The organism is Sphingobacteriales bacterium (assembly GCA_012517435.1).
Lineage (GTDB): Bacteria > Bacteroidota > Bacteroidia > CAILMK01 > JAAYUY01 > JAAYUY01.
Map to the genome: position 1 here is coordinate 14,383 of JAAYUY010000072.1, position 25,080 is coordinate 39,462.

24 protein-coding genes are annotated in these 25,080 nt (G+C 40.0%); 9 read left to right on the forward strand and 15 right to left on the reverse strand.

Annotation, left to right across the window (positions count from 1 at the left end):
* Window positions 1-24: 24 nt before the first annotated feature.
* The 7 genes from GX437_04105 (at window position 25) to GX437_04135 (ending at window position 11,517) form a co-directional block, all read left to right on the forward strand.
* Window positions 25-819, forward strand: coding sequence for a glycogen/starch synthase (locus GX437_04105; GenBank protein ID NLJ06838.1), 795 nt, complete (start codon window positions 25-27; stop codon window positions 817-819).
* Entirely contained in the window at window positions 788-2,095 is a 1,308-nt protein-coding gene (locus GX437_04110; GenBank protein NLJ06839.1) for a DUF4270 domain-containing protein, read from the forward strand. The genes GX437_04105 and GX437_04110 overlap by 32 nt, the downstream gene beginning before the upstream one ends.
* 9 nt (window positions 2,096-2,104) lie before the next feature.
* A complete protein-coding gene (gene glmS / locus GX437_04115) occupies window positions 2,105-3,943 on the forward strand; it encodes a glutamine--fructose-6-phosphate transaminase (isomerizing) (GenBank protein ID NLJ06840.1) in 1,839 nt (612 codons plus the stop codon).
* A gap of 129 nt (window positions 3,944-4,072) precedes the next feature.
* The gene (clpB, locus tag GX437_04120) at window positions 4,073-6,676 is read left to right on the forward strand and encodes an ATP-dependent chaperone ClpB (GenBank protein ID NLJ06841.1); all 2,604 of its coding nucleotides are present in this window, start codon (window positions 4,073-4,075) and stop codon (window positions 6,674-6,676) included.
* A 23-nt stretch (window positions 6,677-6,699) separates the two neighbouring features.
* The gene (gene lon / locus GX437_04125) at window positions 6,700-9,168 is read left to right on the forward strand and encodes an endopeptidase La (GenBank protein ID NLJ06842.1); all 2,469 of its coding nucleotides are present in this window, start codon (window positions 6,700-6,702) and stop codon (window positions 9,166-9,168) included.
* A 74-nt stretch (window positions 9,169-9,242) separates the two neighbouring features.
* A complete protein-coding gene (locus tag GX437_04130; GenBank protein NLJ06843.1) occupies window positions 9,243-10,256 on the forward strand; it encodes a PorV/PorQ family protein in 1,014 nt (337 codons plus the stop codon).
* Between the two features lie 4 nt (window positions 10,257-10,260).
* Window positions 10,261-11,517: a hypothetical protein gene (locus GX437_04135; GenBank protein NLJ06844.1), complete on the forward strand. Its 1,257-nt coding sequence runs from the start codon at window positions 10,261-10,263 to the stop codon at window positions 11,515-11,517.
* Between the two features lie 60 nt (window positions 11,518-11,577).
* Here the strand turns inward: GX437_04135 and GX437_04140 are convergent, their stop codons facing one another.
* Window positions 11,578-12,006 carry a hypothetical protein gene (locus GX437_04140; GenBank protein NLJ06845.1) on the reverse strand — a complete coding sequence of 143 codons (429 nt, stop codon included), beginning with the start codon at window positions 12,004-12,006 and terminating at the stop codon, window positions 11,578-11,580.
* Window positions 12,007-12,394: 388 nt separating this feature from the next.
* Window positions 12,395-13,069 carry a hypothetical protein gene (locus GX437_04145; protein NLJ06846.1) on the reverse strand — a complete coding sequence of 225 codons (675 nt, stop codon included), beginning with the start codon at window positions 13,067-13,069 and terminating at the stop codon, window positions 12,395-12,397.
* An 86-nt stretch (window positions 13,070-13,155) separates the two neighbouring features.
* On the opposite strand from GX437_04145, the gene GX437_04150 reads away from it, so the two are divergent.
* Both GX437_04150 and GX437_04155 read left to right on the forward strand, forming a co-directional pair.
* Window positions 13,156-13,887, forward strand: a complete 732-nt coding sequence (locus GX437_04150) for an MBL fold metallo-hydrolase (protein NLJ06847.1) — start codon at window positions 13,156-13,158, stop codon at window positions 13,885-13,887.
* 137 nt (window positions 13,888-14,024) lie between these two features.
* Entirely contained in the window at window positions 14,025-14,645 is a 621-nt protein-coding gene (locus GX437_04155) for a TlpA family protein disulfide reductase (protein ID NLJ06848.1), read from the forward strand.
* Window positions 14,646-14,654: 9 nt separating this feature from the next.
* Here GX437_04155 and GX437_04160 read toward each other — a convergent pair whose 3' ends face one another.
* From GX437_04160 to GX437_04220, 13 genes are all read right to left on the reverse strand, one after another.
* A complete protein-coding gene (locus GX437_04160; GenBank protein NLJ06849.1) occupies window positions 14,655-15,104 on the reverse strand; it encodes an isoprenylcysteine carboxylmethyltransferase family protein in 450 nt (149 codons plus the stop codon).
* Between the two features lie 36 nt (window positions 15,105-15,140).
* Window positions 15,141-15,869 (reverse strand): 1-acyl-sn-glycerol-3-phosphate acyltransferase, encoded by a 729-nt coding sequence (locus GX437_04165; GenBank protein ID NLJ06850.1) that lies wholly within the window; start codon window positions 15,867-15,869, stop codon window positions 15,141-15,143.
* A 53-nt stretch (window positions 15,870-15,922) separates the two neighbouring features.
* A complete protein-coding gene (locus GX437_04170; GenBank protein NLJ06851.1) occupies window positions 15,923-16,357 on the reverse strand; it encodes a GNAT family N-acetyltransferase in 435 nt (144 codons plus the stop codon).
* Between the two features lie 9 nt (window positions 16,358-16,366).
* Window positions 16,367-16,768 (reverse strand): Rrf2 family transcriptional regulator, encoded by a 402-nt coding sequence (locus GX437_04175; protein ID NLJ06852.1) that lies wholly within the window; start codon window positions 16,766-16,768, stop codon window positions 16,367-16,369.
* Between the two features lie 72 nt (window positions 16,769-16,840).
* Window positions 16,841-17,995, reverse strand: coding sequence for a molecular chaperone DnaJ (gene dnaJ / locus GX437_04180; GenBank protein NLJ06853.1), 1,155 nt, complete (start codon window positions 17,993-17,995; stop codon window positions 16,841-16,843).
* 4 nt (window positions 17,996-17,999) lie between these two features.
* A complete protein-coding gene (gene grpE, locus GX437_04185; protein NLJ06854.1) occupies window positions 18,000-18,572 on the reverse strand; it encodes a nucleotide exchange factor GrpE in 573 nt (190 codons plus the stop codon).
* A 77-nt stretch (window positions 18,573-18,649) separates the two neighbouring features.
* Window positions 18,650-19,138 carry a TlpA family protein disulfide reductase gene (locus tag GX437_04190; protein NLJ06855.1) on the reverse strand — a complete coding sequence of 163 codons (489 nt, stop codon included), beginning with the start codon at window positions 19,136-19,138 and terminating at the stop codon, window positions 18,650-18,652.
* 6 nt (window positions 19,139-19,144) lie between these two features.
* Entirely contained in the window at window positions 19,145-20,455 is a 1,311-nt protein-coding gene (gene murA / locus GX437_04195) for a UDP-N-acetylglucosamine 1-carboxyvinyltransferase (protein ID NLJ06856.1), read from the reverse strand.
* Window positions 20,456-20,460: 5 nt separating this feature from the next.
* Entirely contained in the window at window positions 20,461-21,078 is a 618-nt protein-coding gene (locus GX437_04200; protein ID NLJ06857.1) for a DUF4290 domain-containing protein, read from the reverse strand.
* A gap of 14 nt (window positions 21,079-21,092) precedes the next feature.
* A complete protein-coding gene (locus GX437_04205; GenBank protein NLJ06858.1) occupies window positions 21,093-23,321 on the reverse strand; it encodes a UvrD-helicase domain-containing protein in 2,229 nt (742 codons plus the stop codon).
* An 86-nt stretch (window positions 23,322-23,407) separates the two neighbouring features.
* Entirely contained in the window at window positions 23,408-23,773 is a 366-nt protein-coding gene (gene rplS / locus GX437_04210; protein NLJ06859.1) for a 50S ribosomal protein L19, read from the reverse strand.
* A gap of 183 nt (window positions 23,774-23,956) precedes the next feature.
* Window positions 23,957-24,634 carry a tRNA (guanosine(37)-N1)-methyltransferase TrmD gene (gene trmD / locus GX437_04215; GenBank protein NLJ06860.1) on the reverse strand — a complete coding sequence of 226 codons (678 nt, stop codon included), beginning with the start codon at window positions 24,632-24,634 and terminating at the stop codon, window positions 23,957-23,959.
* A gap of 27 nt (window positions 24,635-24,661) precedes the next feature.
* A partial coding sequence (locus GX437_04220; GenBank protein ID NLJ06861.1) for an excinuclease ABC subunit UvrA occupies window positions 24,662-25,080 on the reverse strand: 419 nt, incomplete at its 5' end.

A 25,080-nucleotide genomic window follows, 5' to 3' on the forward strand; every position in this document is an offset into this window, starting at 1 on the left:
TTATTAACAGGAAGGCAATTTTCTATGCAAAATTTAAAGGTACTGATTGCTACCCAGGAAATGGCTCCTTTCACTGAGTTTTCTGCTCAGGGCGAATTTATCAGGGATTTATCCATCGCATATCAGAAAAAAGGGGCAGAGGTCAGGGTGTTTATGCCGAAGTATGGTACAATCAAGGAAAGAAAACACAGACTCCATGAAGTAATCAGGCTTTCCGGGCTGAATATTACTATCGGAAGAAACAATAATCCTCTGATTATCAAAGTAGCATCATTACAGACAGCTAAAATTCAGGTCTATTTCCTCGATAATGAAGATTATTTTAAAAGGAAATATTTCCTGAACGATGAAAATGGAGATTTTTTTAAAGATAATGACGACAGAGTCATCTTTCACAACAAGGCGGTCATCGAATTGCTGATGAAACTGGGATGGAAGCCCGATGTTATTCATTGCCAGGGATGGATGAGCGGACTGATTCCCATGTATGCCAGAACACTTTTCAGATCTGAACCTGTGGTTAAAGACAGTAAAATTGTGTTTTCCCTGTTTGATGACAACAATAACCATTACCTTGGTAATAGCTTTGACAGAAAGTCTCACCTGAAGTTTACAGATAATCTTGAATCTCTCGTATCTCCAAAAGCTTACGACATTAATAAAGCAGGTATTTCTTATGCAGATTTTTGTTTGCTAAGTTCTGAAACACTCGATAGTGAAACTGAAAAATTTCTGAATGATTCTGGCAAAACTCTTATAGATATCAGAAAAGAAGGCGAAAATTATTATGACAAATATTTTAAAATGCTGGGGCTCTGATTTTTTCAAATCCTTATCCCTTGTTGCTTTTGTATTGCTGTTCGTTTCATCTTGTGATGACCCTGACAATTTTTCTTTTAAAACAGAAAGAAACGTTAACCGCTATACGATTGAAACCATTGATACTTTGCCTGTTCTCCTCAGAACTGTCAGGGAAGATTCTCTAAGGAGTGATGAATTTTCGCTTGATTTAATCGGTTCCTATCGTGATCCTGTGGTCGGAAGTATTACTGCTTCTGTGTTTACCGAGCTGCGATTACCCAAAAAGCTGATTACTTACGGCACCAACAGGGTACTGGATTCACTCGTACTTTATCTGAAATATGCCGGCAGCAGTAATTACTTTGGCTGGCTTGAAGATGATATAACCCTTAATGTTTACGAACTTGACCAACGCATTTATCTTGACTCCGCTTACTATTCCACTACCAAAATAAAATATAATCCGGTTAAATTAGGTACATGGAAAGGATGCCCCCGGCCAAATGCCAGAAAAACAATTGCCATCAAACTGGATCCATCTTTAGGGAACCGAATTCTGAATGCCTCCAACGAGCAGTTGGGCGATGATATTAAATTTAAGGAAGTTTTGAAAGGTCTGGCAATCATTCCTGAAAAAACAACGGCTACAGGCTCAATCATTTCTTTTAAGCTTCAGAACGATTCCTCAGGTCTTGTTTTATATTTTCACAATAGTGACGATACCTTGAGCAGCACTTTTCAGATCAACGACAAATGTGCAAGAGTAAGTCATTTTGAGCATGATTTTACAGCCACTCCGATAGCAGAGCAGTTGCAGAACGCCTCAACATATTATTCGCAGGTATTTCTGAAACCCCTTTCCGGAGTGAAAGCTCAGATTGATTTGCCTTCACTTGCCGGTCTGGTAAAAGACGGACCTATTGCAGTTCACCGGGCCGAAATTATCTTTCATCCGGCTAAGACCCCTCCTTATTCTGATTTTACCATTCCATCAATGATTTTACTACTCTCAGATTCGGCAAATAAAAACTATTCAATGGTGGACAGGTATGAAACCTATTACGGAGGTAAACTGGATAATAACACAGGTAGCTATTCATTTGTCGTTACAAGATATGTTCAGGACCTTGTCAATCAATATCTGAAAGATTCACTGTTTGTCAGTAAATACCGGTTAAACCTGATCATACCATCAGACAATCCGATTCTTGCGGTTCCACTGATACTCAGCAATCTGAACAATCAGGGGAAGGCCATGACATCATTTAAAATATATTATTCAAGGTTAAACTAAAATTGTTTTATGTGTGGAATTGTTGCCTACATCGGTCACCGTGAGGTAATGCCTTTGTTAATTAAAGGTTTGCAGCGTCTTGAGTACAGAGGTTACGACAGTGCAGGAGTTGCCGTTCTTAATAATGGTCTGCATGTTTATAAAATAGCCGGAAAAGTTTCCGAACTGGCTGAATATGTCAATGGTAAAAATACAGATGGAAAAATTGGGATAGGGCATACCCGATGGGCTACCCATGGTGAACCCAACCAGACAAATGCACATCCTCACTTGTCTGAAAATGGTGATATTGCCTTGATTCATAACGGGATTATTGAAAATTACAATGTTTTAAAAACTGAATTGCTTAAAAGGGGACATACTTTTGTCAGCGAAACCGATACAGAAGTTTTGGTTCATCTGATAGAAGACATTCAGGAAAAAAGTCTTTGCAGTCTTGAAGAAGCGGTCAGGATAGCTTTATCAAAGGTAATCGGGGCGTATGCATTAGTTTTAATGTCAAAGAAAGAGCCTGATCTCCTGATAGCTGCCCGTAAAGCCAGTCCGCTGGTAATAGGATTGGGAGAAAATGAGTTTTTTCTGGCTTCTGATGCGACTCCGATTATTGAATATACCCGTAATGTCATTTATATGAATGACGATACCATTGCCATTATCAGGAGAGATAGTTTTACATTAAAAACCATTGAAAATAAAATAGAAATACCTTACATTCACGAACTCGACATGAGTCTTGAGTCTCTTGAAAAAGGTGGTTTCCCTCATTTCATGCTTAAGGAAATTTTTGAACAACCGAACAGCGTCAGAGATACCTTTCGCGGGAGACTGAATCTGGAAAAAGGAGAAATCAGGCTGGGCGGAATTCATGATTATATCAACAAACTGCAAAACAATATTAACCGTGTGGTCATTACTGCCTGCGGAACCTCCTGGCATGCCGGACTGATAGGCGAATACCTGCTTGAAGAATTGACAAGAATACCTGTCGAAGTTGAATATGCCTCAGAATTCAGATATCGCAATCCGGTTCTTTTTGAAACCGACTTATTACTGGCTATTTCTCAATCAGGTGAAACAGCTGATACGCTTGCTGCCATTGAACTTGCAAAACAAAAAATTAACGCTGTCTTCGGTATCTGCAATGTTGTCGGATCTTCCATTGCCCGTGCCACCAATGCTGGCGTTTACACACATGCAGGTCCTGAAATAGGTGTGGCCTCAACAAAAGCTTTTACTTCGCAACTGGTGGTATTAAATCTTCTGGCAATCCTTTGGGCACACCTGAAAGGCCATATTTCTCAATCTCGTTACTTTGAACTCATCAGGGAATTTGCCACAATTCCTGACAAAATTAAAGAAGCTCTGCTAACCAATGATCTGGTTGAACAACTGGCAGAAGAATTCAAGGATTCAAAAAATTTCCTCTATCTTGGGCGTGGGATTAATTTCCCTGTTGCGCTGGAAGGAGCACTGAAACTCAAGGAAATATCCTATATCCATGCTGAAGGCTATCCCGCAGCCGAAATGAAGCATGGGCCAATCGCTCTGATTGACGAAAACATGCCGGTCGTGGTCATTGCGACCAATAAAACCATTTATGATAAGGTGCTTTCAAACATTCAGGAAGTTAAAGCACGGAAAGGAATTGTAATAGCTATCGTCAACAAAGGAGACCAGACCCTTCGTAAACAATTAAAATATATTATCGAGGTTCCTGAAACCGAAGAAATATTCAGCCCTTTGGTATCCATCATTCCGCTTCAGTTGCTGGCTTATCATATTGCTGTCAAAAGAGGATGTAATGTTGACCAGCCCCGTAATCTGGCAAAGTCGGTAACTGTAGAATAGACAGTCTCCGACATTATTACATGATTAATCTTTCAGAATTTCTGTAAAAAATTCCCGTTTTCCTGTCAGAATTGCCCATAATTCTCCTTGGAAGAGAAGTTGACGGATTGTTTTCCAAAAAAAACAGATATGGATTTGAATAAATTTACCATAAAAGCACAGGAAGTCATTCTTGGGGCACAGGAAATAGCCATCAGCCATCAGCATCAGGCTGTGGAAGCCATTCACCTGCTCAAGGCCATGATTGAAAGTGATGATCAGGTTACTGCTCATTGGCTTAAGCGTTTTTATATCAATATCAACGACTTATCGATGGCACTTGACAGGATGATCGGGTCAATACCAAAAGTTCAGGGAGGACAAACCTATTTTTCGTCTGAAATGAATGAAGTTATTGCCCGGGCATTAAGGTATAAAAGTGAGATGAAAGATGAATTTGTGGCAATTGAACATCTTTTACTCGCTGTCGCTGAAGTACGTTCAAAAGCTGCTGAATTACTGAAATCGTATGGCGTTAAGGTGAATGAACTTCAGAAAGCCATGATGGAATTGCGAAAAGGATCAAAAATTACCAGTCAGGATGCTGAAGCCTCTTTTAATGCGTTGAAGAAATATGCCATTGACCTTAATGAAATGGTAATGAATGGAAAACTTGATCCGGTAATCGGCAGGGAAGATGAAATCAGGAGGGTTATTCATATTATTTCAAGAAGAACAAAGAACAACCCTTTGCTGATTGGCGAGCCGGGCGTGGGAAAAACAGCTATCGCAGAAGGAATAGCCCAGCGGATTGTCAGTGGAGATGTCCCTGAAAATCTGAAAACAAAAAGGGTTTTTACCCTTGACATGGGAGCTTTGGTTGCCGGAGCGAAATATAAGGGTGAGTTTGAAGAAAGGCTCAAAGCAGTAGTTAAAGAAGTAACCGGCTCTGAGGGTGAGATTATCCTGTTTATTGATGAAATTCATACACTTGTCGGTGCAGGAGGAGGAGAGGGTAGCCTCGATGCTGCCAACATACTGAAGCCGGCTCTGGCACGCGGGGAACTTCGGGCCATTGGTGCAACCACCCTTGCCGAATATCAGAAATATCTTGAAAAAGACAAGGCTCTTGAAAGAAGATTCCAGAAAGTGCTGATTGATGAACCTTCTGTTGATGACAGCATTTCGATACTGAGAGGGCTGAAGGAAAGATATGAAAACTACCATAAGGTGAGGATTAAAGATGAAGCTATTATTGCAGCTGTTGAACTTTCACACCGCTACCTGACCGAAAGGCATCTTCCTGATAAGGCTATTGACCTGATTGATGAAGCCTGCAGTAAACTCAGAATTGAGATTGATTCCCTGCCTGAGCCTCTTGATGAAGCCGAAAGAAAAATACTTCAACTGGAAATAGAAAAAGAAGCCCTGAAAAGGGAAAAAGAAACTGATGCCCTTGAAGAAATCAACAGACAACTGGCTGAGTGGCAGGAAACGCGTAATGTGTTGAAAAACAAATGGAAACTTGAAAAAGAAAAAATCAATCAAATCCAAACAGCCAAGGAAAATATTGAAAAATTCAAATTGGAAGCAGAGCAGGCAGAGCGGGCAGGTGATTTTGGAAAAGTGGCTGAAATAAGGTATGGAAAAATAAAGGAACTTACCTCAAGTATTGAATTATTAACAAAGGAACTTGCTGAATTACAGGGAGATAATCCCCTGATAAAAGAAGAGGTGGATGCCGATGATATAGCCGATGTAGTGTCGAGATGGACTGGTATTCCGGTCAGCAGAATGCTTGAAAGTGAACGGGAAAAACTGTTAAGGATGGAAGATGAGCTTCACAGGAGAGTGGTTGGTCAGGATGAGGCGATAAATGCACTGGCAAATGCTGTCAGAAGAAACCGTTCCGGCTTATCGGATGCCAGACGTCCGGTAGGGTCATTTATATTTCTTGGCCCGACAGGGGTAGGAAAGACTGAACTGGCAAAAGCTTTGGCTGAATTCCTGTTCAATGATGAAAGCATGATGACAAGAATAGATATGTCGGAATATCAGGAACGACATTCTGTCAGCCGTCTGATTGGTGCACCTCCGGGTTATGTGGGTTACGAAGAAGGAGGACAATTGACCGAAGCAGTCAGGAGAAAACCATATTCTGTCATTCTTCTTGATGAAATTGAAAAAGCTCATCCGGATGTGTTTAATATTTTGCTCCAGGTACTCGATGATGGTATTCTGACCGATAACAAAGGCAGGACAGCCAATTTTAAGAACACAATAATTATCATGACAAGTAATCTGGCTTCCGGTATTATTCGTGAAAGACTTCAGAATATCAGGGAAGAAAATATTGATGTAGTGATGGATCAAACAAAAGACGAAGTATTTACTTACCTGAAGCAGTATCTGAAGCCTGAATTTCTGAACAGGATTGATGAAATCATTATTTTCAAACCTTTGTTCAGACATGAAATCAACGAAATAGTCAGATTGCAACTGAAACAAATAATGGATAAGCTTAAAGAAAATGGAATAAATCTTGAAGTTTCACCCACCGCTTTTGAAGTTCTTGTAAATTTAGGCTATGTACCTGAATTTGGAGCCAGACCGCTCAAACGGGTGATTCAGAAATATGTGCTGAACTATCTGTCAAAGGAAATTCTGGCAGGAAATGTTAAAAAGGACAGTAAAATATTTTTAACAGCTAATTCTGAAAATCAGCTTATTTTTACAAATCAACAACAGGCTTAAAAAAACGATATTTACAAACAATTATGAGTGCATATAAAAAAAATCTTGATGTTGGATTCATATCAGACGAAAATGAAGAATTTGGAGAAATTTTATCCATTTTTCCAGCCGATGAAAATGAAAAAATTGAGATAAACCTGACCGATCCTATTCCGGTTTTACCATTGCGCAACACGGTTTTATTCCCCAATACCGTCATTCCGATTACGGTTTCAAGGGAAATGTCTGTCAGACTTATTAATGATGCATATACTTCCAATCGAAAAATTGGTGTAATAGCACAGAAAAACGAAGATATTGACAACCCTCAGCCAAAAGACCTTTTTGAAGAAGGAACTATTGCCCACATCATTAAAAAAATCAAACTTCCTGACGGAAATACCATGGTCATTATTCAGGGTTTGAGAAAAATGAAGGTGCTTGAATACGTTCAGTTTGAACCATATCTGCATGCCAGAGTTGAAATTTTACCTGTTGAGCTTCTGAAAAATGATAAACAGTTTAAAGGACTCATTGATAGTATCAAAGACATTGCTATTCAAATTGTTAATTTGTCACCCAACCTGCCTAAGGAAGCCTCTATTGCCATTGAAAACATACAGTCTCCCTATTTTATGCTGAATTTTGTGGCTTCCAATCTGAATATTGAAGTTAAAAAAAAGCAGAAGATACTGGAAATCAGCGATCTTAACAAGAAGGGAATGCTGATATTGAAATACCTGAACGAAGAGCTCGAACTGTTAAAGATAAAGAATGAGATTCAGAACAAGGTCAAAACGGATATTGACAAGCAGCAAAGGGATTACTTTTTACATCAGCAACTGAAAACAATTACAGAAGAGCTTGGTTATCAGACACCTGAAAAGGAAATTGAGGAATTTAAAAAACGGGCAGCCAAAAAGAAATGGCCTCATCATGTTCAGGAAGTATTTAACAAGGAGCTTCAGAAACTTTCGAGAATGAATCCTGCTGCAGCTGATTATTCCGTAACCGCCAACTATGTTGAATTACTGCTCGACCTCCCGTGGCAGGAATATGACGAAGAAAATAATGATCTGAAACTGGCTGAGAAAATTCTGAATGAAGACCATTACGGACTTGAAAAAGTAAAGGAAAGAATTCTTGAATATCTGGCAGTTCTGAAGCTGAAAGGAGACATGAAAAGCCCCATTTTATGCCTTTACGGGCCTCCGGGAGTAGGGAAAACATCATTAGGAAAATCTATTGCCAGAGCCATGGGAAGGAAATACATCCGCATTTCATTGGGCGGACTTCACGATGAGGCTGAAATCAGAGGGCACCGGAAAACTTATATCGGTGCAATGCCCGGAAGAATTATACAGTCCGTAAAAAAGGCAAAATCATCAAATCCGGTGATGGTGCTTGATGAAATTGATAAAATAGGCCAGGATTTCAGAGGCGACCCGGCTTCAGCTCTCCTCGAAGTACTTGATCCTGAACAGAATACCAATTTCTATGATAACTATCTTGAAATGGAATATGACCTGTCGCATGTTCTTTTTGTCGCTACTGCCAATAACCTCAGCACTATTCACCCGGCTTTAATCGACAGGCTTGAAATAATCGACATCAGCGGATATCTTCAGGATGAAAAAATTTTCATTGCCAAAGACTATCTGATTCCTAAACAACGGAAGATGCATGGTCTGAAAGCAAATCAATTTAAATTATCGGAAAAAAGCCTTAACTACATCATCGACTATTATACCCGTGAAGCAGGTGTAAGGGCACTCGAGAAAAAAATTGCCAAACTTTGCCGTTGGCAGGCTAAACAGATTCTGACCGAGGAAAAAGTGAAAGCAACTATCAGGGAAGAAGATGTGCAAAAGGTTTTAGGCCCGAAAATCTTTGAAGGGGATAGTTATCCGCGGGTACATCAGCCTGGCATTGCTACCGGCCTGGCCTGGACCCCTGCAGGTGGCGATGTACTCTTTATCGAATCCACCTTAGCTCCGGGTAAAGGCAATCTGAACCTGACAGGAAAATTGGGCGAAGTGATGAAAGAATCTGCATTGCTTGCCTATACATGGCTGAAAAGCAACTATAAAAAATTTGGGCTTGATGCCAGAGTTTTCGAACTTTGGGATGTTCATATCCACGTTCCCGAAGGAGCAGTACCGAAAGAAGGTCCTTCAGCCGGAATTACGCTGCTGACTTCTTTGGTTTCTTTGTTCACACAAAGGCCGGTCAGAAAAGATATTGCCATGACAGGTGAACTGACGCTGCGTGGAATGGTTTTGCCTGTCGGGGGTATTAAGGAAAAAATTCTGGCTGCCAAAAGCCGTGGTTTTACTAGGATAATTCTCTGTTCAAAAAACAAAAAAGATGTGGACGACATCAACAAACGCTATATCGAAGGACTTGAATTTCATTATGTCAATACTGCTGAAGAGGTTCTTAATCTTGTGCTTGAACCTCAGCCGGTAGAGCATCCGCTTGAAATTATCCATCCGGAATGGAGAAAAGATTGACGGATAAAATTTAATAAACAAACAAGCATTTCGTCAGAATTAATTTTTAATTTTGACCCCGTCAAATAAATTGAATGAGGCCTAATTTCATCAGATTTCTGCTTTTTTTCGTGTTGATGATAATGGCTTTCACCCATAATGCACAAATACTTCCTTCTTTTGGTAATTCACGGACAGGGACAACAGGCTTCCAGTTTCTCAAAATTTATCCTGATGCACGTTCATCTGGTATGGCAGGGAGCGTTGTTTCATTTACGAATGACCTGTCTTCTGTTTACTGGAATCCAGCTGGCCTGACTTTTCTCGACAGCAACAGATTGCATTTTCAGTTTGGCCATACGGCATATTTTGCCGGTACCAGCCTGAACTATGCAGCAGCCTCATTTACCCACAACTACCTGAATTTCTGGGCGTTTCATGCTATCAGTTTTTCTTCTCCCGATATGCCTGTTACTACTGAATTTAATCCCGAAGGAAATGGCTTAAATTATAAAGCGGGAGATTTTCTTGCTTCCTTGTCTTTTGCAAAAATTCTTTCCGAAAATTTCAGTTTTGGCCTGAATGCAAAATTTATCTTGGAGGATATTGCAGGCATAAAAACCTACAACGGCCTTTTTGATATTGGTTTTGTTTACAACATAGGATTCAGTCGTAAAACACGTTTTGCTGTAAGCATTTCTAATTTTGGGTTTAATGTCAGTCCGAAAGGGAAGGTGGTTGTGAGCACACTGAACGGTGATAAAATTCTTGAAAACTTTGAAAATATTGCAGTACCGGCAATTTTCAGGATGGGTATTGCCACACAGGTCTGGCAAAAAGGACCTCACTCTCTTTCAGCCTGCACACAACTGACCCACCCAACAGATAACAATGAAACTGCTTCGGTTGGGGTAGAATATGTATATCGTAAGTTTTTGAAAATCAGATCAGGATATGAATTCGGCTCAGATTTACAGTCGTTACCAACTGCCGGAATAGGAATATTTTTACCACGATATTTTGGAAATATGTCCGTTGATTATGGCTTTAATGCACGAGATTATTTTGGAAATACCCATAGAATTACAGTTGGATTCTCATTAAAATAAAGCGATGGCAGGATTGAGGTTTGTTCTTATAAATAAGATTTTCAGGGTTTTAACAGCTCTGGCTCTTTTCATTTTGTCGCTAAATTTTTCTGCCTGTGATTTTCTTTTCGGAAGCAGGGAAGATCCCGTTGTGGATGAAATTTTTGTACAGGGGAACATTGATCCCAATCTTTATCAGAATACAGTTGGTTATGTACCTGTTTTACCGGTCTGGTCAGGGTTTAAAAATCCAAAAGACGTTTTTGTCGGGTATGATGAAATGGTTTATGTGGTTGATGATGAAGGACTGAAAATCCTTGATCTGACTGGAAAACTGCATCGTACGATTCCGGTTTACAAAGCTTCTGATGTTATTCAGGACAGGAGAATTCATACGTATGTAACAGGGAAAATCATTGTAAATGTGGCAGGACAGGACAGGGAACTTGCCTGTGTTTATCACTTAAAGAATACTGCACTGGCAGGCGGGCCTGTTTGGGAAGACACCTTAATCCATCCTTTCTGCGATGTTTCCAGAAACAATATCAGTTTCAGAGCCGAAGACACGCTTGTGGAATTTACCGGACTGGCTGTAACTTATGACAACACGCTGTACGTTTCCAGAAAAGGAAAAATCAATGATCTCCTGTCTTCGGCAAGGCCGGACAATACAGTTTTAATATTTGATAAAGACGGGAAAAACATTTCGTATGCCAAGGGTTTAAACCCGCTCATCCCCAATCTGAAGTCGGTTCTCGAACCAACGGCAATTGCGGGTTTTGTCGGACCACCACAGAAAATGTATGGCGTATCTACCTCCTATGATTTTATTCTGTGTCAGGGCAGTCAAACCCAAAACATTGAACAACGGGTTCTTTGGATAAAGCAATATGTCGATCCTGACGCAGGAACGGAATATGCTGAAAATCAATCATTACTGAACTTCGATAAGCAAAAGGCAGACGGATTTCTTTATGAACCCGGTAAATTCAGCTTCCCTGCCGATGTTTACGTGGCTCCCGACCAGTCAGGTTATATCTTTGTCGTTGACCGTCAGTTAAATAAACTTTTTCAGTTTACATCTGCCGGATTTGAGGGTGTTGTCCCGCCTCCGAATAGTAATATTACCAGATATATTGTTGTTTCTTTTGGCAAAGAAGGCATCGGATTGTTTGAATTTAAGCAACCTTCAGGTGTTTGTTACTATAAAAAAGTAATATATGTAGCTGATAGCGGAAACAACAGAATTATCAGGTACATACTCAGTACGGATATGGAATAAAAAAAGTCATTTACAGTGGCAGGAAAACTGTAAATGACTTGATGACGAAAGGCAAAATAATTATTTATAGTATGATTTCCATGCTTTAAAAAATGCCAGGGAACAAATAAAAATCGGAATACTCATCACGGTCTGGAATGTCAGGACATAGTCGAGTGCAATGACACGGTAAAGCTGAAGGCTGAAATTGACTGCTGACATAAAAAGCAAAAAGGCATATCCTTTCAGGCCCATAAAGGAAAGAATGAAATGGCGGCTACCTTCCATTGAGAAAATGCGGTTCAGGTAAAAAACAATTACTTTTTTGAATATCAGGTAATAAAGGGAAATGCCGATTGGCAGGGAAACGGCAATTCTGATGGCAATGGCGGTATTGTCTGATAAAATGTTTGAAACACCATTAAAAATCAAATATCCGCTGGTTAACAGCCACGCCAGGCCGGCTGCAAATAACAATCCTCTTCTGGTAACCTTCGGCATCATCTTCATCTTTATTGTGTTTTTCTTTTATGAATCCTACCATTTACTATACCAGACGGTACAATAAAACAAACTGTTTAATCAAACAGTAAAAAAAGGGCTTTAATATGTCTTGAAGTTGTATAGCAGGAAGAGTAAATGGTAAAATTAATTCATAGGCACTTTATTTTTGTTCAACAATTCATTCATTTTATCTGATTAATCGCCTTAAAACGGAAATTAATCAAACTACTAAGATAAAAAAAATTTAACTTCCAAATTTTTTTATTGAAAAATTTTAATTCGCTGACTTTCCGGTTATAGCTCATTAATTCTTGTTTGTATTTTGGCGATACATTGATATAAAAAAGCGGAACTTAATCCTGTTCCGCTTTTAACTGAAATTCCTGATGAGTTATTATGGTTTCCATTGCTTCAGGAAAAGGATAAGCCCTTCCCATTGGTCTTTCGTCAGAATGTACCTGAGGTTTTCCATCAGCTCCTGATGACATTTATAAAGATTTTCCAGTACCTTTTTGCGTAAAGGATCATTTTTCATCTGGAACTCCACTTTTTCTTTAAGTGCTTTGATAGCTTTTTCAGCCTGCTCTTTTGTTATCTCATTGTTTTTCAGTTTAAATAATATAGCGTCTCTTTCTTTAGCGGCTTTGGCTAAAATCTCGTGGTTGATTTTTTTCAGTTGTGAATAGTTGAACATTTTACACTTATGAAATTCCTGAAGGGCTTTCTGAATCTTGACTTTTTGCTCATTACTCAGTTCCAGTTGGCTCAGGTAGTGATAAATCGGATCCTTGAATTTTTTTGCACAATCTGTGTTGTTGTTGGGATTGTCAAGGTCAGGAGGCAGTTCGCTCTCAGACATACCATCATCCACAATGGCAAATTCATTTGTCAGCCCCGCGTCAGAAATAACCGGATTTTCAATCTGATTATAATTGACAATCAATAATTTAGCTGAAAGCATTTCATTTGTATTGGCATTTTGCGGAGCCAATTGTACTTCCTCGTTACAAGCTGTGTAAAGCAAGGACATGGCCACCATCGGCATGAGAAATAACATTACTTTTTTCATAAACATCATTTTTAAGGTTTACAGGAAATTTGACCTGTGAAATGCCAAAGCGTTTAATTAAATTTGTAGAAATAATTTTTGTTGAAATGAAAACGCATTGCCTGATTTTATTAAATGTATTGATTATGTTTGCTTCATGTCGTTCTCAACAGTTCGAAAAGGATACTTTTCAAAATAAAAAGGGTGAACTGGTCATTACCTTTATCGGCCACGGGACCTTGATGATTGAATACAATCAGATGGTTTATCACATAGATCCCTGGAGTAAGCTGGCAGATTATCATCAATTGCCTAAGGCAGATTTCATCTTACTGACCCATCATCATCCTGATCATCTCGATAAAAGTGCCATAAATATTTTGAAAAAGGAGAAAACAATCATTATCGGAACGAAAAAGTGTCAGGAGGAACTTGCTGTAGTTCAATCCCTGAAAAATGGGGAATCCGCCCAATTAGGGGAGGTGTATCTGTATGTAGTACCTGCATACAATGTTGTCAATAAAAGGAACGACAATCAACCCTTTCATCCACGTGGTGAGGGAAACGGGTATGTAATCGATATGGATGATTTGAGAATTTACATTGCCGGAGACACTGAAAATATCCCTGAAATGAAAAGCATTAAGAATGTGGACATTGCTTTTTTACCATGCAACCTGCCTTATACCATGACACCGGAAATGTTTACAGATGCAGTTAAAATGATTAACCCCAAAGTGCTTTATCCCTATCATTACGGAGATACTGACCTTAATGTACTCAAGCAGCTACTCAAAAACGAAAAAAATATCGACATCAGGATCAGAAAAATGAAGTGAGAAAGGCAATATCATCTTTTTCCGGGAGGTGTATTTCCGGAAATATCAGATAATGGTAAGAACTGCTGAAAAATATTTTTGCAAAAGTGCCTGAAATTCAAATTAAGGCAAAGAATTTGAATTAGAAACGCAGTAAAATGAAAATAACGGAAAACATAAAGAATCAGGTCAGGCAGTATCTTGAAAAAAGAACCCGCTGGCAGGTGTTTTCTGATGTGTTATTTGCCGTTTTATTGGTACTCATGCTGATACCTCCTGCCCGGAACCAGATGATTATCGGGTTTCGTAAACTTACCATGAAGCAGCCACCCATTGCATCCATTAAACCTCCGCTGGATTTGACAAATAATGATCTGAACTGGGAGTTTCAAACCCCTGAGGGAGAAGTTATTAATTTCAACGACCTGACGGAAAAACCGGTATTTCTTAATTTCTGGTCGGTGAGTTGTCCTCATTGCATTGCAGAGTTGGAAAACATTGAAAACCTTTATTCAAAGTATAAAGACAAGGTTTATTTTATCATGATAACCCACGAAAGTCCGGTAAAAGTTAAAAACTATCTTTCGGAAAAAGGCATAGATATTCCGTTTTACCTGACTTATGGCGATGTCCCGGAAATATTTGATGTTCAGTTTATTCCTACAGCTTTTATCATTTCAACGGATAAAAAGATAGTATATAAAAAGACAGGCCCTGCCAGATGGGACGGAGATAAAATGTTCGACTTTTTCAATCAGTTGATTGCTGACGCCAATTAATAGTCCTCATTAAAAGATAAATGGTATAATCTGCCAGGTTTTTTTTTGATATTCCCTGTATTGATTATCGAATTTTTCAATTAGCTTTTTTTCTTCGAAAGTCATCTTAATCCAAAGTGTAATAAACAGCATGATCAGAAGAATTGCCCGCAACCATGAAAAATACATGGCGACAAGTGGTGTAAATATAAGAAACAGTGAGGTGTACATGGGATGCCTGATAGTCCGATACGGACCATGAGTGATCAGTTTTGCTCCGTTCCTTGGTAGGGGAAAAACAGAAAGTTTGCTGTTTGACATGGCAATAACTGACCATATTCCGAGGAATATTCCAAAACTCTGGGAAATACCTCCGGTAACGGAGCCGGCAATAAAATCACCGGTGATCAGAAGCAGTATCAGAATAACAAACTGTATTAAGACAAGTATGAGTGAAATAGTTTTAGCTGAATGTTTCATAAGTGGGGAAGAAGGTCAAATTGCATGCCTGCCTCATTAAGATAAAGGCGAAAGAATGATATTTTTAGCATTGTTAATTAATATGTCGGCTTCTTTCCATGAGTAATCGCTGATATCGATAGGTGGATGAATGTGAAGGCTGATGGTCCCTGGTCTGACATTCCAGCTTTTGGGTGGAAGAACATTGTAAGTTCCTGAAATGGTAACAGGTAAGATGGGCAATCCGAGGTCGAAAGCAAATTTAAATGCTCCACGTCTGAAACTGCTGATTTCTCCGTTTCTGGAACGTGTCCCTTCCGGGAAGAAAATAACGGACGTGCCGTTTACGATTCTCTTTTTTGCTTTTTCAATGGTATCAAGGGCACCCAAAGGTGTCGATCGGTCAATAAAAATATGCTCCATTCTTTCGCAGGCAGCTCCAAGTCCCGGAATGGCTCTCAGCTCTTTTTTCATCACCCATTTAAAATCAACACCCAATTTGGCATATAACAACAAGATGTCGTATTGGCTGGAATGATTGGCAATGATGACGTAAGACTTATTTTTCTGAATATTGTTTCTGCCGTAGATTTTTGTTTTGACAGGGGTAAGAAAAAGGATAATCTGTGCCCAACTGACTCCGAATATTTTACTGACAACTGCCGGCTTGAGGAAGTAAGAAAAGATTACAGCTCCGGTACCCCAGAAAAAAGTGATGAGAAAAGAAACCGGAATGAAAAACAGCCATTTATAAGGCTGGTATAACACAAACAATAACTTTCGCATGTATCCTTAATGAAAAGGTAATTCTAAAACAAAGCAAAGGTAAAATGCTGAATTTATATTTCGTCCAAATTTCGGATGATATATACCAGATAGTCGCCAAGATACCTGAATCCGGCTTTTTCGTACAGGCGAAGAGCTTTCAGGTTGTTTTTATGAACCTCCAGCTTTATTTGTAAGTTCATTTTCTTTGCGAAAGCAAGAGATTCTTTCAGCAATATCCATGATAGTTTTTTACCCTGATATTCAGGAAGTATGGCAAAATGATGGAGGTAAACCCGTCTTCCGTCAACAGTCAGCCAGCTGGTGCCGGTTATTTTTTTTGTCGACACCTCTTCAAGGACAATCAGCTTCCCGCCAAGTTTCAGTGTGTTTTCAATAGTTTCAGGATTGTCACCTCTTGCAGGATTTCCAACTCCTGTCTGAACCCACAGCTGCTCTATGGAGGGATAATCGTTTTCCTGATAGTCGCGGCAAATGAATTCGCTCATGATGTGATTTTAAATGTAGTTGATCAGTTTTTGAGAGGAAAGATAATCCCTGAACTCAATTGATATTTTTTTGGCGATGTTGTTCATGATACATTTGTCGAAAGGGCATATCTGGTGTTCATTCAGGCATTTTGATTCTTCAAGTTTTCCCTCAATCGACTCGAAGACCTCGAGAAATGTTACCTCCTGAGGGTCTTTTTTCAAAACGAAACCACCGCTTGGCCCTCTGGTTGATTCAAGCATTCCGGCTTTGACAAGCCTTTGAAAAACTTTTGCTACATGATGGCGCGAAGCGTTCATTCGCTCGGCTATTTGGGTAACATTCAGCAATTCGTTTCCGGATCTGGCAATCAGTATCATGCCATGTAATCCGATATATGCTGCCTCAGAGAAATTAATGATTTTAGCCATTTAAACAAATAAGTATTTGATTGCCAAAAATAGGAAAATGTTTTTTTTGCAATAAAAAATTTTTCTTTTTTCCTACCTGAAAGCTTCCTTCACTTTTTCAAAAAAACTTTTATCATGGAAATCAGGAGAAGGATTGAAATTGGGTGAATTTCTCAGCATTTCGAGTATTCTTTTTTCTTCAGTAGAAAGTTTTGAAGGAATATAAATATTGACGTGGATGAGTTGGTCGCCTCTTCCATAGCCATTAAGTTCGGGAATACCTTTATTTTTTAATCTGAAAATTTTACCCCCCTGAGTGCCTGCAGGTATTGAAAATTTAGCTTTTCCGTCAATGGTTGGAACTTCGACAGTGGTTCCGAGCGCTGCATCGGCAAAATTCAGGTATAAATCATAAATAACATTGGTGCCTTCCCGTTTGAGGTGTTTGTCTTCAATTTCTTCAATAACCACAATCAAATCACCGGGAATACCCCCTTTACCGGCAGCATTTCCCTTACCGGATACCGATAGTTGAACCCCGTCAGTAACACCTGCCGGAATGTTGAGTTCAATGACTTCCTCTCCGGTTACTTTTCCTTCTCCGCGGCAGGTTTCGCAACGGTCGTAAACCATTCGACCTTCACCGTTGCAGGTCGGACAGGTTTGCGTAGTAACCATTTGTCCGAGAAATGTATTGGTAGCTCTGCGGATTTGTCCTGTTCCGTTACAGGTATTACAGGTGCGGTAAGAATTACTGTTTTTTGCACCACTACCTCCACAGGTCTGACAGGTAACCAATTTCCTGACTTTAATTTTTTTGGTAACACCCTTTGCAATCTCTGAAAGTGTAAGTTGTACCTTGATTCTCAGGTCAGTGCCTTTAACAACCCTTTGACGGCTGCGTGTACTGCCTCCGAAGAAAGATCCGAAAGGAGAATCTCCCCAGTCGCTGAAAATGTCTCCAAAATGCTGGAAAATATCTTCCACGCTCCAACCACCGGCACCTGAATAACCTCCTCCCTGAAATGCCTGATGGCCAAATCGGTCGTATTTTGCCCTTTTATCCGGATCACTCAGGATTTCATAAGCTTCTGCGGCTTCTTTAAATTTTTCTTCCGCTTCTTTATTGCCTGGATTTTTATCGGGATGATATTTCAATGCCATCTGCCTGTAGGCTTTTTTAATTTCCTCGGCAGTAGCATTTCGGCTGACTCCTAATATTTCGTAATAATCTTTCTTTGTTGTCATTTAATTATTCTCCTACAACCACTTTTGAATGTCTGATTACTTTGCCCTTTAGCAGGTAACCTTTCTGAACCTGATCAATTATTTTACCTTTTAATTTTTTGGAAGGGGCAGCAACTTTGGTGATAGCTTCATGAAAATCAGGGTTGAACTCTTTTTCAAGACACTTGATTTCTTCCAGTCCCTGATCGGTTAATATCTTTTTTAATTTATTGATTATCAGATTAATGCCGTTGTTAACACTGTCTTTTTCAGTGTTTTCATTCATCACCTGTTGTGCCCGTTCAAAATCGTCAATGACCGGCAACAATTCAAGAATGATTCTTTCGGAAGCATAGTCAATGAGGTCGAGCTTTTCTTTGTTGGTACGCCTCCTATAGTTTTCAAATTCAGAATAAAGGCGGAGATATTTGTCCTGAAGCTCGGCAAGCTCCGTTTTTAATTTGTTAATTTCTTCTTCTTCCTTCTTTTCATTGCTTTCCTGACCTTCCGTCAGTTTTTCCTCTTCAGTGGAAGTTTCTTTTACCGCCTCATTATTTTCTTCAATAATTTTATCTTGCTGTTTTTCTTCTGTTTGCATAATTAGTTTTTTTTTGCCTACAAGCTTTTTTCAATTACTTTGCCAAAACAAGCTGACGACATTATGACATTCAATATTTATTTAACAGTCATTTCCTGAAGGTATCTTTCAATTTCGTTCAGATGAGCCTGCCTTTTAACAATTTTTCCTTCATCATCGATCAGTAGATAAAAAGGAATCAGATAAACATCAAATTTAATTACAGCCTCAGTTTTCCAACCTTTAAAGTCGCAGCAATGGTTTCGCCAATGCAGCGCATCCTGCTCAATGGCTGATTGCCAGTCTTTTTCATTCAGGTCGATCGAAATGCTGATCATGTCAAATGTTGCAGAATGCTGAAAGCCGGAATACTTATATCTGTTATAAAGACTGACCAGTTGTTTGTGATTTTCCCTCGACTGGCGGTTCCACGATGCCCAGAATTCAATGAGTAGTATTTTTCCTTGAAAATCAGTTAATTGAATAGTATCATTATTCAGGCAATGAAGTTCGATATCCGGAATTTGTTGTGCATGCAAACGAAAGATAAGCACAAAGAAAACAGCCGGAATGAGGAGTCTTTTCATGTGATGTTATTCGCATTCGCGTATAATACCTGCCCCCAGCGCATTCAGCCGAAGGTCAATGTTTTCATAGCCACGGTCTATTTGTTCGATGTTGTAAATGATGCTTTCACCTTCGGCAGACATGGCAGCAATCAGCAGAGCCACCCCTGCACGAATATCGGGCGACCGCATACGTATTCCTCTGAGGAGGTTTTTTTTCTCCAGTCCGATGACCGTTGCCCGGTGTGGGTCGCATAAGATAATCTGTGCACCCATATCTATCAGGTTATCAACGAAAAACAACCTGCTTTCAAACATTTTCTGGTGAATAAGGATATTTCCTTTGGCCTGTGTAGCTACCACCAGTGCAATGCTGATGAGATCGGGCGTAAAGCCCGGCCATGGGGCATCATAAATGGTTGGGATATGGCCATCAATCTGTTTTTCAATTTCATACACTCCCTGAGCAGGGATGAAAATATCGTCATTATTGATAACGAATGAAATTCCGAGTCGCTTGAATACACGTGGAATGATTCCCAGATGATTCACATTGGCATTACGGATAATAAGTTCAGAGCCTGTGATAGCAGCCATGCCGATAAAACTTCCGATTTCAATCATATCGGCCAGACAGGTATGTTCGCATCCGCTTAAGGATTCAACGCCTTCAATTTCAATACAATTCGTTCCAATTCCCGTAATTTTTGCACCCATGGCATTGAGCATTCTGCAGAGTTGCTGAACATAAGGCTCACAGGCAGCATTGTAAATGGTTGTTTTGCCTTTTGCGAGGACAGCTGCCATCAATACATTCCCGGTACCGGTAACCGAAGGCTCATCCAAATGAATAAATGCCCCTTTTAGGTTTTTTGCCTTTAACCTGAAAACACCATGAAGGGCGTCAAACTCATAGACAGCACCCAGATCATGCAGCCCGGTCAGGTGGGTATCGAGTTTACGTCTTCCGATTTTATCACCACCGGGTTTGGAAAGTGCCATTTCGCCAAACCTTGCGAGCATAGGACCTATTAAAAGAACTGAACCCCTAATGTTTTTGCTGGTTTCAATAAATTCCTGAGAATACATTTGATGGAGGGTAACTTCAGAAGCATCAAAGATGTAATCATGCTCATTGATTCGTTCAACCCTGACCCCCAGCATCTTCAGGAGTTCGATCTGGCGTATGATGTCTCTGATATAAGGAATATTTCGTATCGTCACTTTTTCGTTGGTCAGCAGGACAGCTGCCAGAACCTGAAGTGCTTCGTTTTTGGCCCCCTGCGGATGAATCTCACCCTTGATTTTAACAGGCCCGTTAATACGAAAATAATCCATTTGCTTTAATAGTTTTTGTTTTTGTTGTTTTGTTTCTTTTTCTTTTTCTTTGAACCCGTTCTTTTCTGAACAGGTCGCTCAGGGACATAAAATACTTCCGGCACCTGGCTGATGGTTATCTTTCCATGAGAGAGTTCATGCAAGTGTTTAATAATCAATTCATCAGGAACTTTCTCGGTGTTCCAGATCTTGTACGATAAAACCATGAATGAAACAAGAGAATTGATCAGTTGGTCACGGTCTTCTCCTTCCGGCATTTCTGCTGCCTTTTCAATGGCTTTTTCAAGTGATTTCCCGTAAAATCTGTATTTGGGCGGATTACCCGGATATTCCGGTTTCTTTGGGTTCCTTCTGTATCCGAAAGGTTTTTCTGGTTTAGGATATTCAGAGTCAACATCCAGTTTGTATCCTGCCATGATATGAAGATGATCCCAAAGTTTTTGCATGTATTCAGGCAGGTTACGGTACTGCGGGTTTTGCTGTGCCATCAGGTTTACTACCTGTTGTGCGGCAATACTTCTTGTTTCCTTATCAGGAATGGTCAGCAGATGATCGACCATTAACTGAATGTTCCTTCCGTATTCCGGAAAAACCAGAGGGTCTCTGTGCGTGTTATAATTCATTATCAGTAATTTTACTATTCAGAAATGATTTTCATTTTTGCAAATTTCAGCAAAATATTTTTCTGGCCGAATTTATCGAAATAAATAATGGCCTTTTTATTTTCTCCAGATCCTTCGACCTGAATTACTTTTCCGTTTCCAAATGCATTGTGAAGAACATTCATGCCAGCCTGCAGATTAGAAACATCATCGGCAACAAAGTTCTGGTCAACAGGAATCATCTTTCTGACCGGTTCTTCCTTTGGCTTCTCCTTTGTTTTCCTGAGTTCAGGGGCTTTAACCTGCTGCTGTCTGGTGCTTACTCCATAATCGAGGAAGCGGGCATCAATTTCATCCAGAAACCTGCTGGGCTCACAAAACTGTAAATTGCCCCATTTAAATCTGGAAACTGCGTAGCAAAGATACAACTTTTCCATTGCCCGCGTAACAGCGACATAAAAAAGTCTTCTTTCTTCCTCCAGTTCTTCCCTTGTATCCATCGACATGGCAGACGGAAAAAGACCTTCTTCAAGCCCAGTAATAAAAACGGTATTGAATTCAAGTCCTTTGGCCGAGTGAACCGTCATCAGTGTTACTTTATCACCTGAATCATCCTGCGTGTCGGCATCGGTCATTAACGAGACTTCCTGCAAAAAACTTCCAAGACTTTTATTTTCAGTATCTTCCCTTTCTGTAAATGATTTGAGTGCTGAAAACAGATTTTCTATGTTTTCATACCTTGAAATACCTTCAATCGACTTATCTTCCTGATAAAGACGGATCAGCCCGGATTCTTTACTGATATATTTTGCAGCCTCAAAAGCATCTTTTTGTTCTGCTACTACCTGAAAACTTTTAATCATCACGACAAAATCTTTCAGCGTCTGCTTTACTCTGCTGCTGATTTCAAATGAATAGATATTGTTGATAATGTCCCAGATGGTACACTGGTTGTCATTAGCCCATACGATCAGGTGGGCAAAGGTAGTGTCGCCAATGCCCCTTGCCGGTAAGTTTATGATTCTTTTAAGGGCTTCTTCATCTGCCGTATTCAGTGTAAAACGGAAATATGCCAGTAAATCTTTTATCTCCTTGCGCTGGTAAAAAGAAATAGACCCAATCAATCGGTAATCAATTCCAAAACGCCTGAAGGCCTCTTCAAAAGCTCTCGACTGGGCATTTGTGCGGTAAAGAACGACAAAATCACTGTTTCTTTTGGAAAAATTTTTCTTTTCATCCTGAATGGTAACGGCCACCAGATTGGCTTCATCTGATTCCGAATCTGCTCGGATCAGACGGATTTTGCTTCCTCTTTCGTTGCTGGTCCAAAGTTTTTTTGGGAGACGGTAAACGTTTTTTGCTATAACACTGTCGGATGCTTCAACAATATTGGAAGTGGAACGGTAGTTTTGTTCGAGTTTAAAGACCCTTAGTTCAGGATAATCTTTCTCAAAATCAAGGATATTGCGAATATTGGCACCACGAAAGGAATAGATACTCTGGCTGTCGTCTCCCACCACACAGATGTTTCTTGTTGAAGCCGATATTTTTTTAACTATCAGATACTGAACAGTATTGGTGTCCTGAAACTCATCTATCAGAACATAGAGAAAGCGGTTCTGGTATTTGTACAAAACATCGGGAAAACGTTCCAGAAGTTCATAGGTGTTGACCAGCAAATCGTCAAAGTCCATTGCCCCTGATTTAAAGCAACGGTTGTTGTATTTCTGATATATTTCAGCAAAGCGTGGCCTGCCTGAAGCCTTGTCTTCCAGCATCAGCTCTTCATTTTCCATGTATTGCAATGGCTTGATGAGGCTGTTTTTACAGGCTGAGATGCGTGCATGAACGGAAGAAGGCTTATAGGTCTTAGGGTCAATGTTTTCTTCTTTCAGTATCGATTTGATGACATTTTTTGAATCATCGGTGTCGTAAATAGTAAAATTAGCCGGATAACCGAGCCTGAGGCTTTCAACCCTGAGGAGCCGGGCAAAAACTGAATGAAAAGTTCCCATCCACAGGTTTCTGGCATCAGCACCGGACATGCTGATAATCCGGCTTTTCATCTCATTGGCAGCTTTGTTGGTAAAGGTGAGAGCCAGTATTCTGAAAGGATCAACACCCTGATGAATCAGATAGGCGATTCGTGTGGTCAAAACCCTTGTTTTTCCGGAACCGGCTCCGGCAATGATCAGTGATGGCCCTTCTGTATTGATGACTGCCTCTTTCTGCTGAGGGTTAAGCTCTTCAATAAAATGTTTCAAAGCCGTGAATTAAAGATAATCAAATTGAAATTGACGGCAAAAGTAAGTAGTAATGAGTGAAAGAGCAAAATCAAAAAGCTGACATGCTATTCGCTTTCGGTCAGATAGCCCTTTTGTTCCCTGACCTTTGCTTTTTTTCCTTTCAGTCCGCGGAGGTAATAAATACGGGCTTTTCTGACAAAACCACGTTTTTTTACTACAATGCTTTCAATTTTTGGGGAATTGACAGGGAAAATTCTTTCAACACCTATGCCTGAACTGATTTTTCTGACGGTAAATGTACCGGTTTCAAATTCTCCTTTTTTCTGAATAACAATACCCTGAAAAGGCTGAATTCTTTCCTTGTTTCCTTCAATAATTCTATAGTTGACGACAACAGTATCTCCTTCCCTGAAATCAGGTATATCGTCTCTGACAAACTTTGAATGAGAAAATCTAACTAACCGGTGCATTTTTAATATTTTTAAGCAATAAACAGGAGTGCAAATGTACGATGTTTTTTAAATGCAGAATAACTTTTTGAAAAAAATGTTAGAATAGAGAAATAATAGTGTTAAAATATTAAAAATCAGTAAGTAAGATAAATTTTGAGTGGCTTTGTCTGTTCAAATTGTTGAAAGTTGGAATATTGGTAATCACATCATCCCCGGCCTTCTTTTTTTCGTTTTTTCGAGTGCCTGCTGATGTCTCCATTCATCAATTTTCTGGTGGTCGCCTGAAAGGAGGATATCGGGAACTTTCAGTCCTCTGAAATCTTCGGGGCGGGTGTAAACGGGTGCATCGAGGATGTCGCCCTGAAAAGAATCGGTCAGGGCTGAGCTTTCATCGCCCAGAACGCCAGGAATCAGGCGTATAATGGCATCGGCAACTACTGCAGCGGGAAGTTCTCCTCCTGTCAGGACATAGTCTCCGATGGAAATTTCGCGGGTGATAAAATGATCGCGGATACGCTGGTCGATACCTTTATAACGGCCACAAATCAGTGCAATTCGTTTTTTAAGGGATAATTCGTTTGCCATTGATTGGTTGAACAGTTCCCCATCAGGGGTGAGGTAGATTATTTCATCAAATCTGGCTGTCTTTTCAAGTGCCTCCAGACAGTGAACGATGGGTTCGATACGCATGACCATGCCTGCCCCTCCGCCAAAAGGATAGTCGTCCACCTGCCTGCGAATACCGCTTGGAATGCCATAGTCCCTGAAATTATGTAAAGTGATGCTAACCAATTGTTTTTCAATGGCTTTTTTGATAATGGATTCGTTGAGGAATCCTTCAAACATCTGCGGAAATATGGTCAGAATAGCAATTTCCATGGTGCAAAAGTAGTAAGTTAAGCCGGATTATGACTTGCCGTTAAGTTCTTTTTCAAGAAAGGAGGCTGTAAACCCGCATTTATTTCTGATAATTTCTTCGGGAGTGCCGGTACAGATAATTTGTCCGCCTTCAGAACCCCCTTCCGGTCCCATGTCGATAATGTAATCGGCCAGTTTGATGACATCGAGATTATGTTCGATAATAAGCACCGTATTTCCTTTTTCAACAAAATGGTTGAGAACATTCATCAGGATTCTGATGTCTTCAAAATGAAGGCCTGTAGTGGGTTCATCGAGGATGTAAAGTGTTTTTCCGGTATCCCTTTTGGCTAATTCGGCAGCCAGTTTGACCCGTTGTGCTTCTCCACCGCTGAGTGTTACGGAGCTTTGTCCGAGCGTAATATATCCCAGCCCGACATCCACCATGGTCTTCAGTTTTCGTTTCA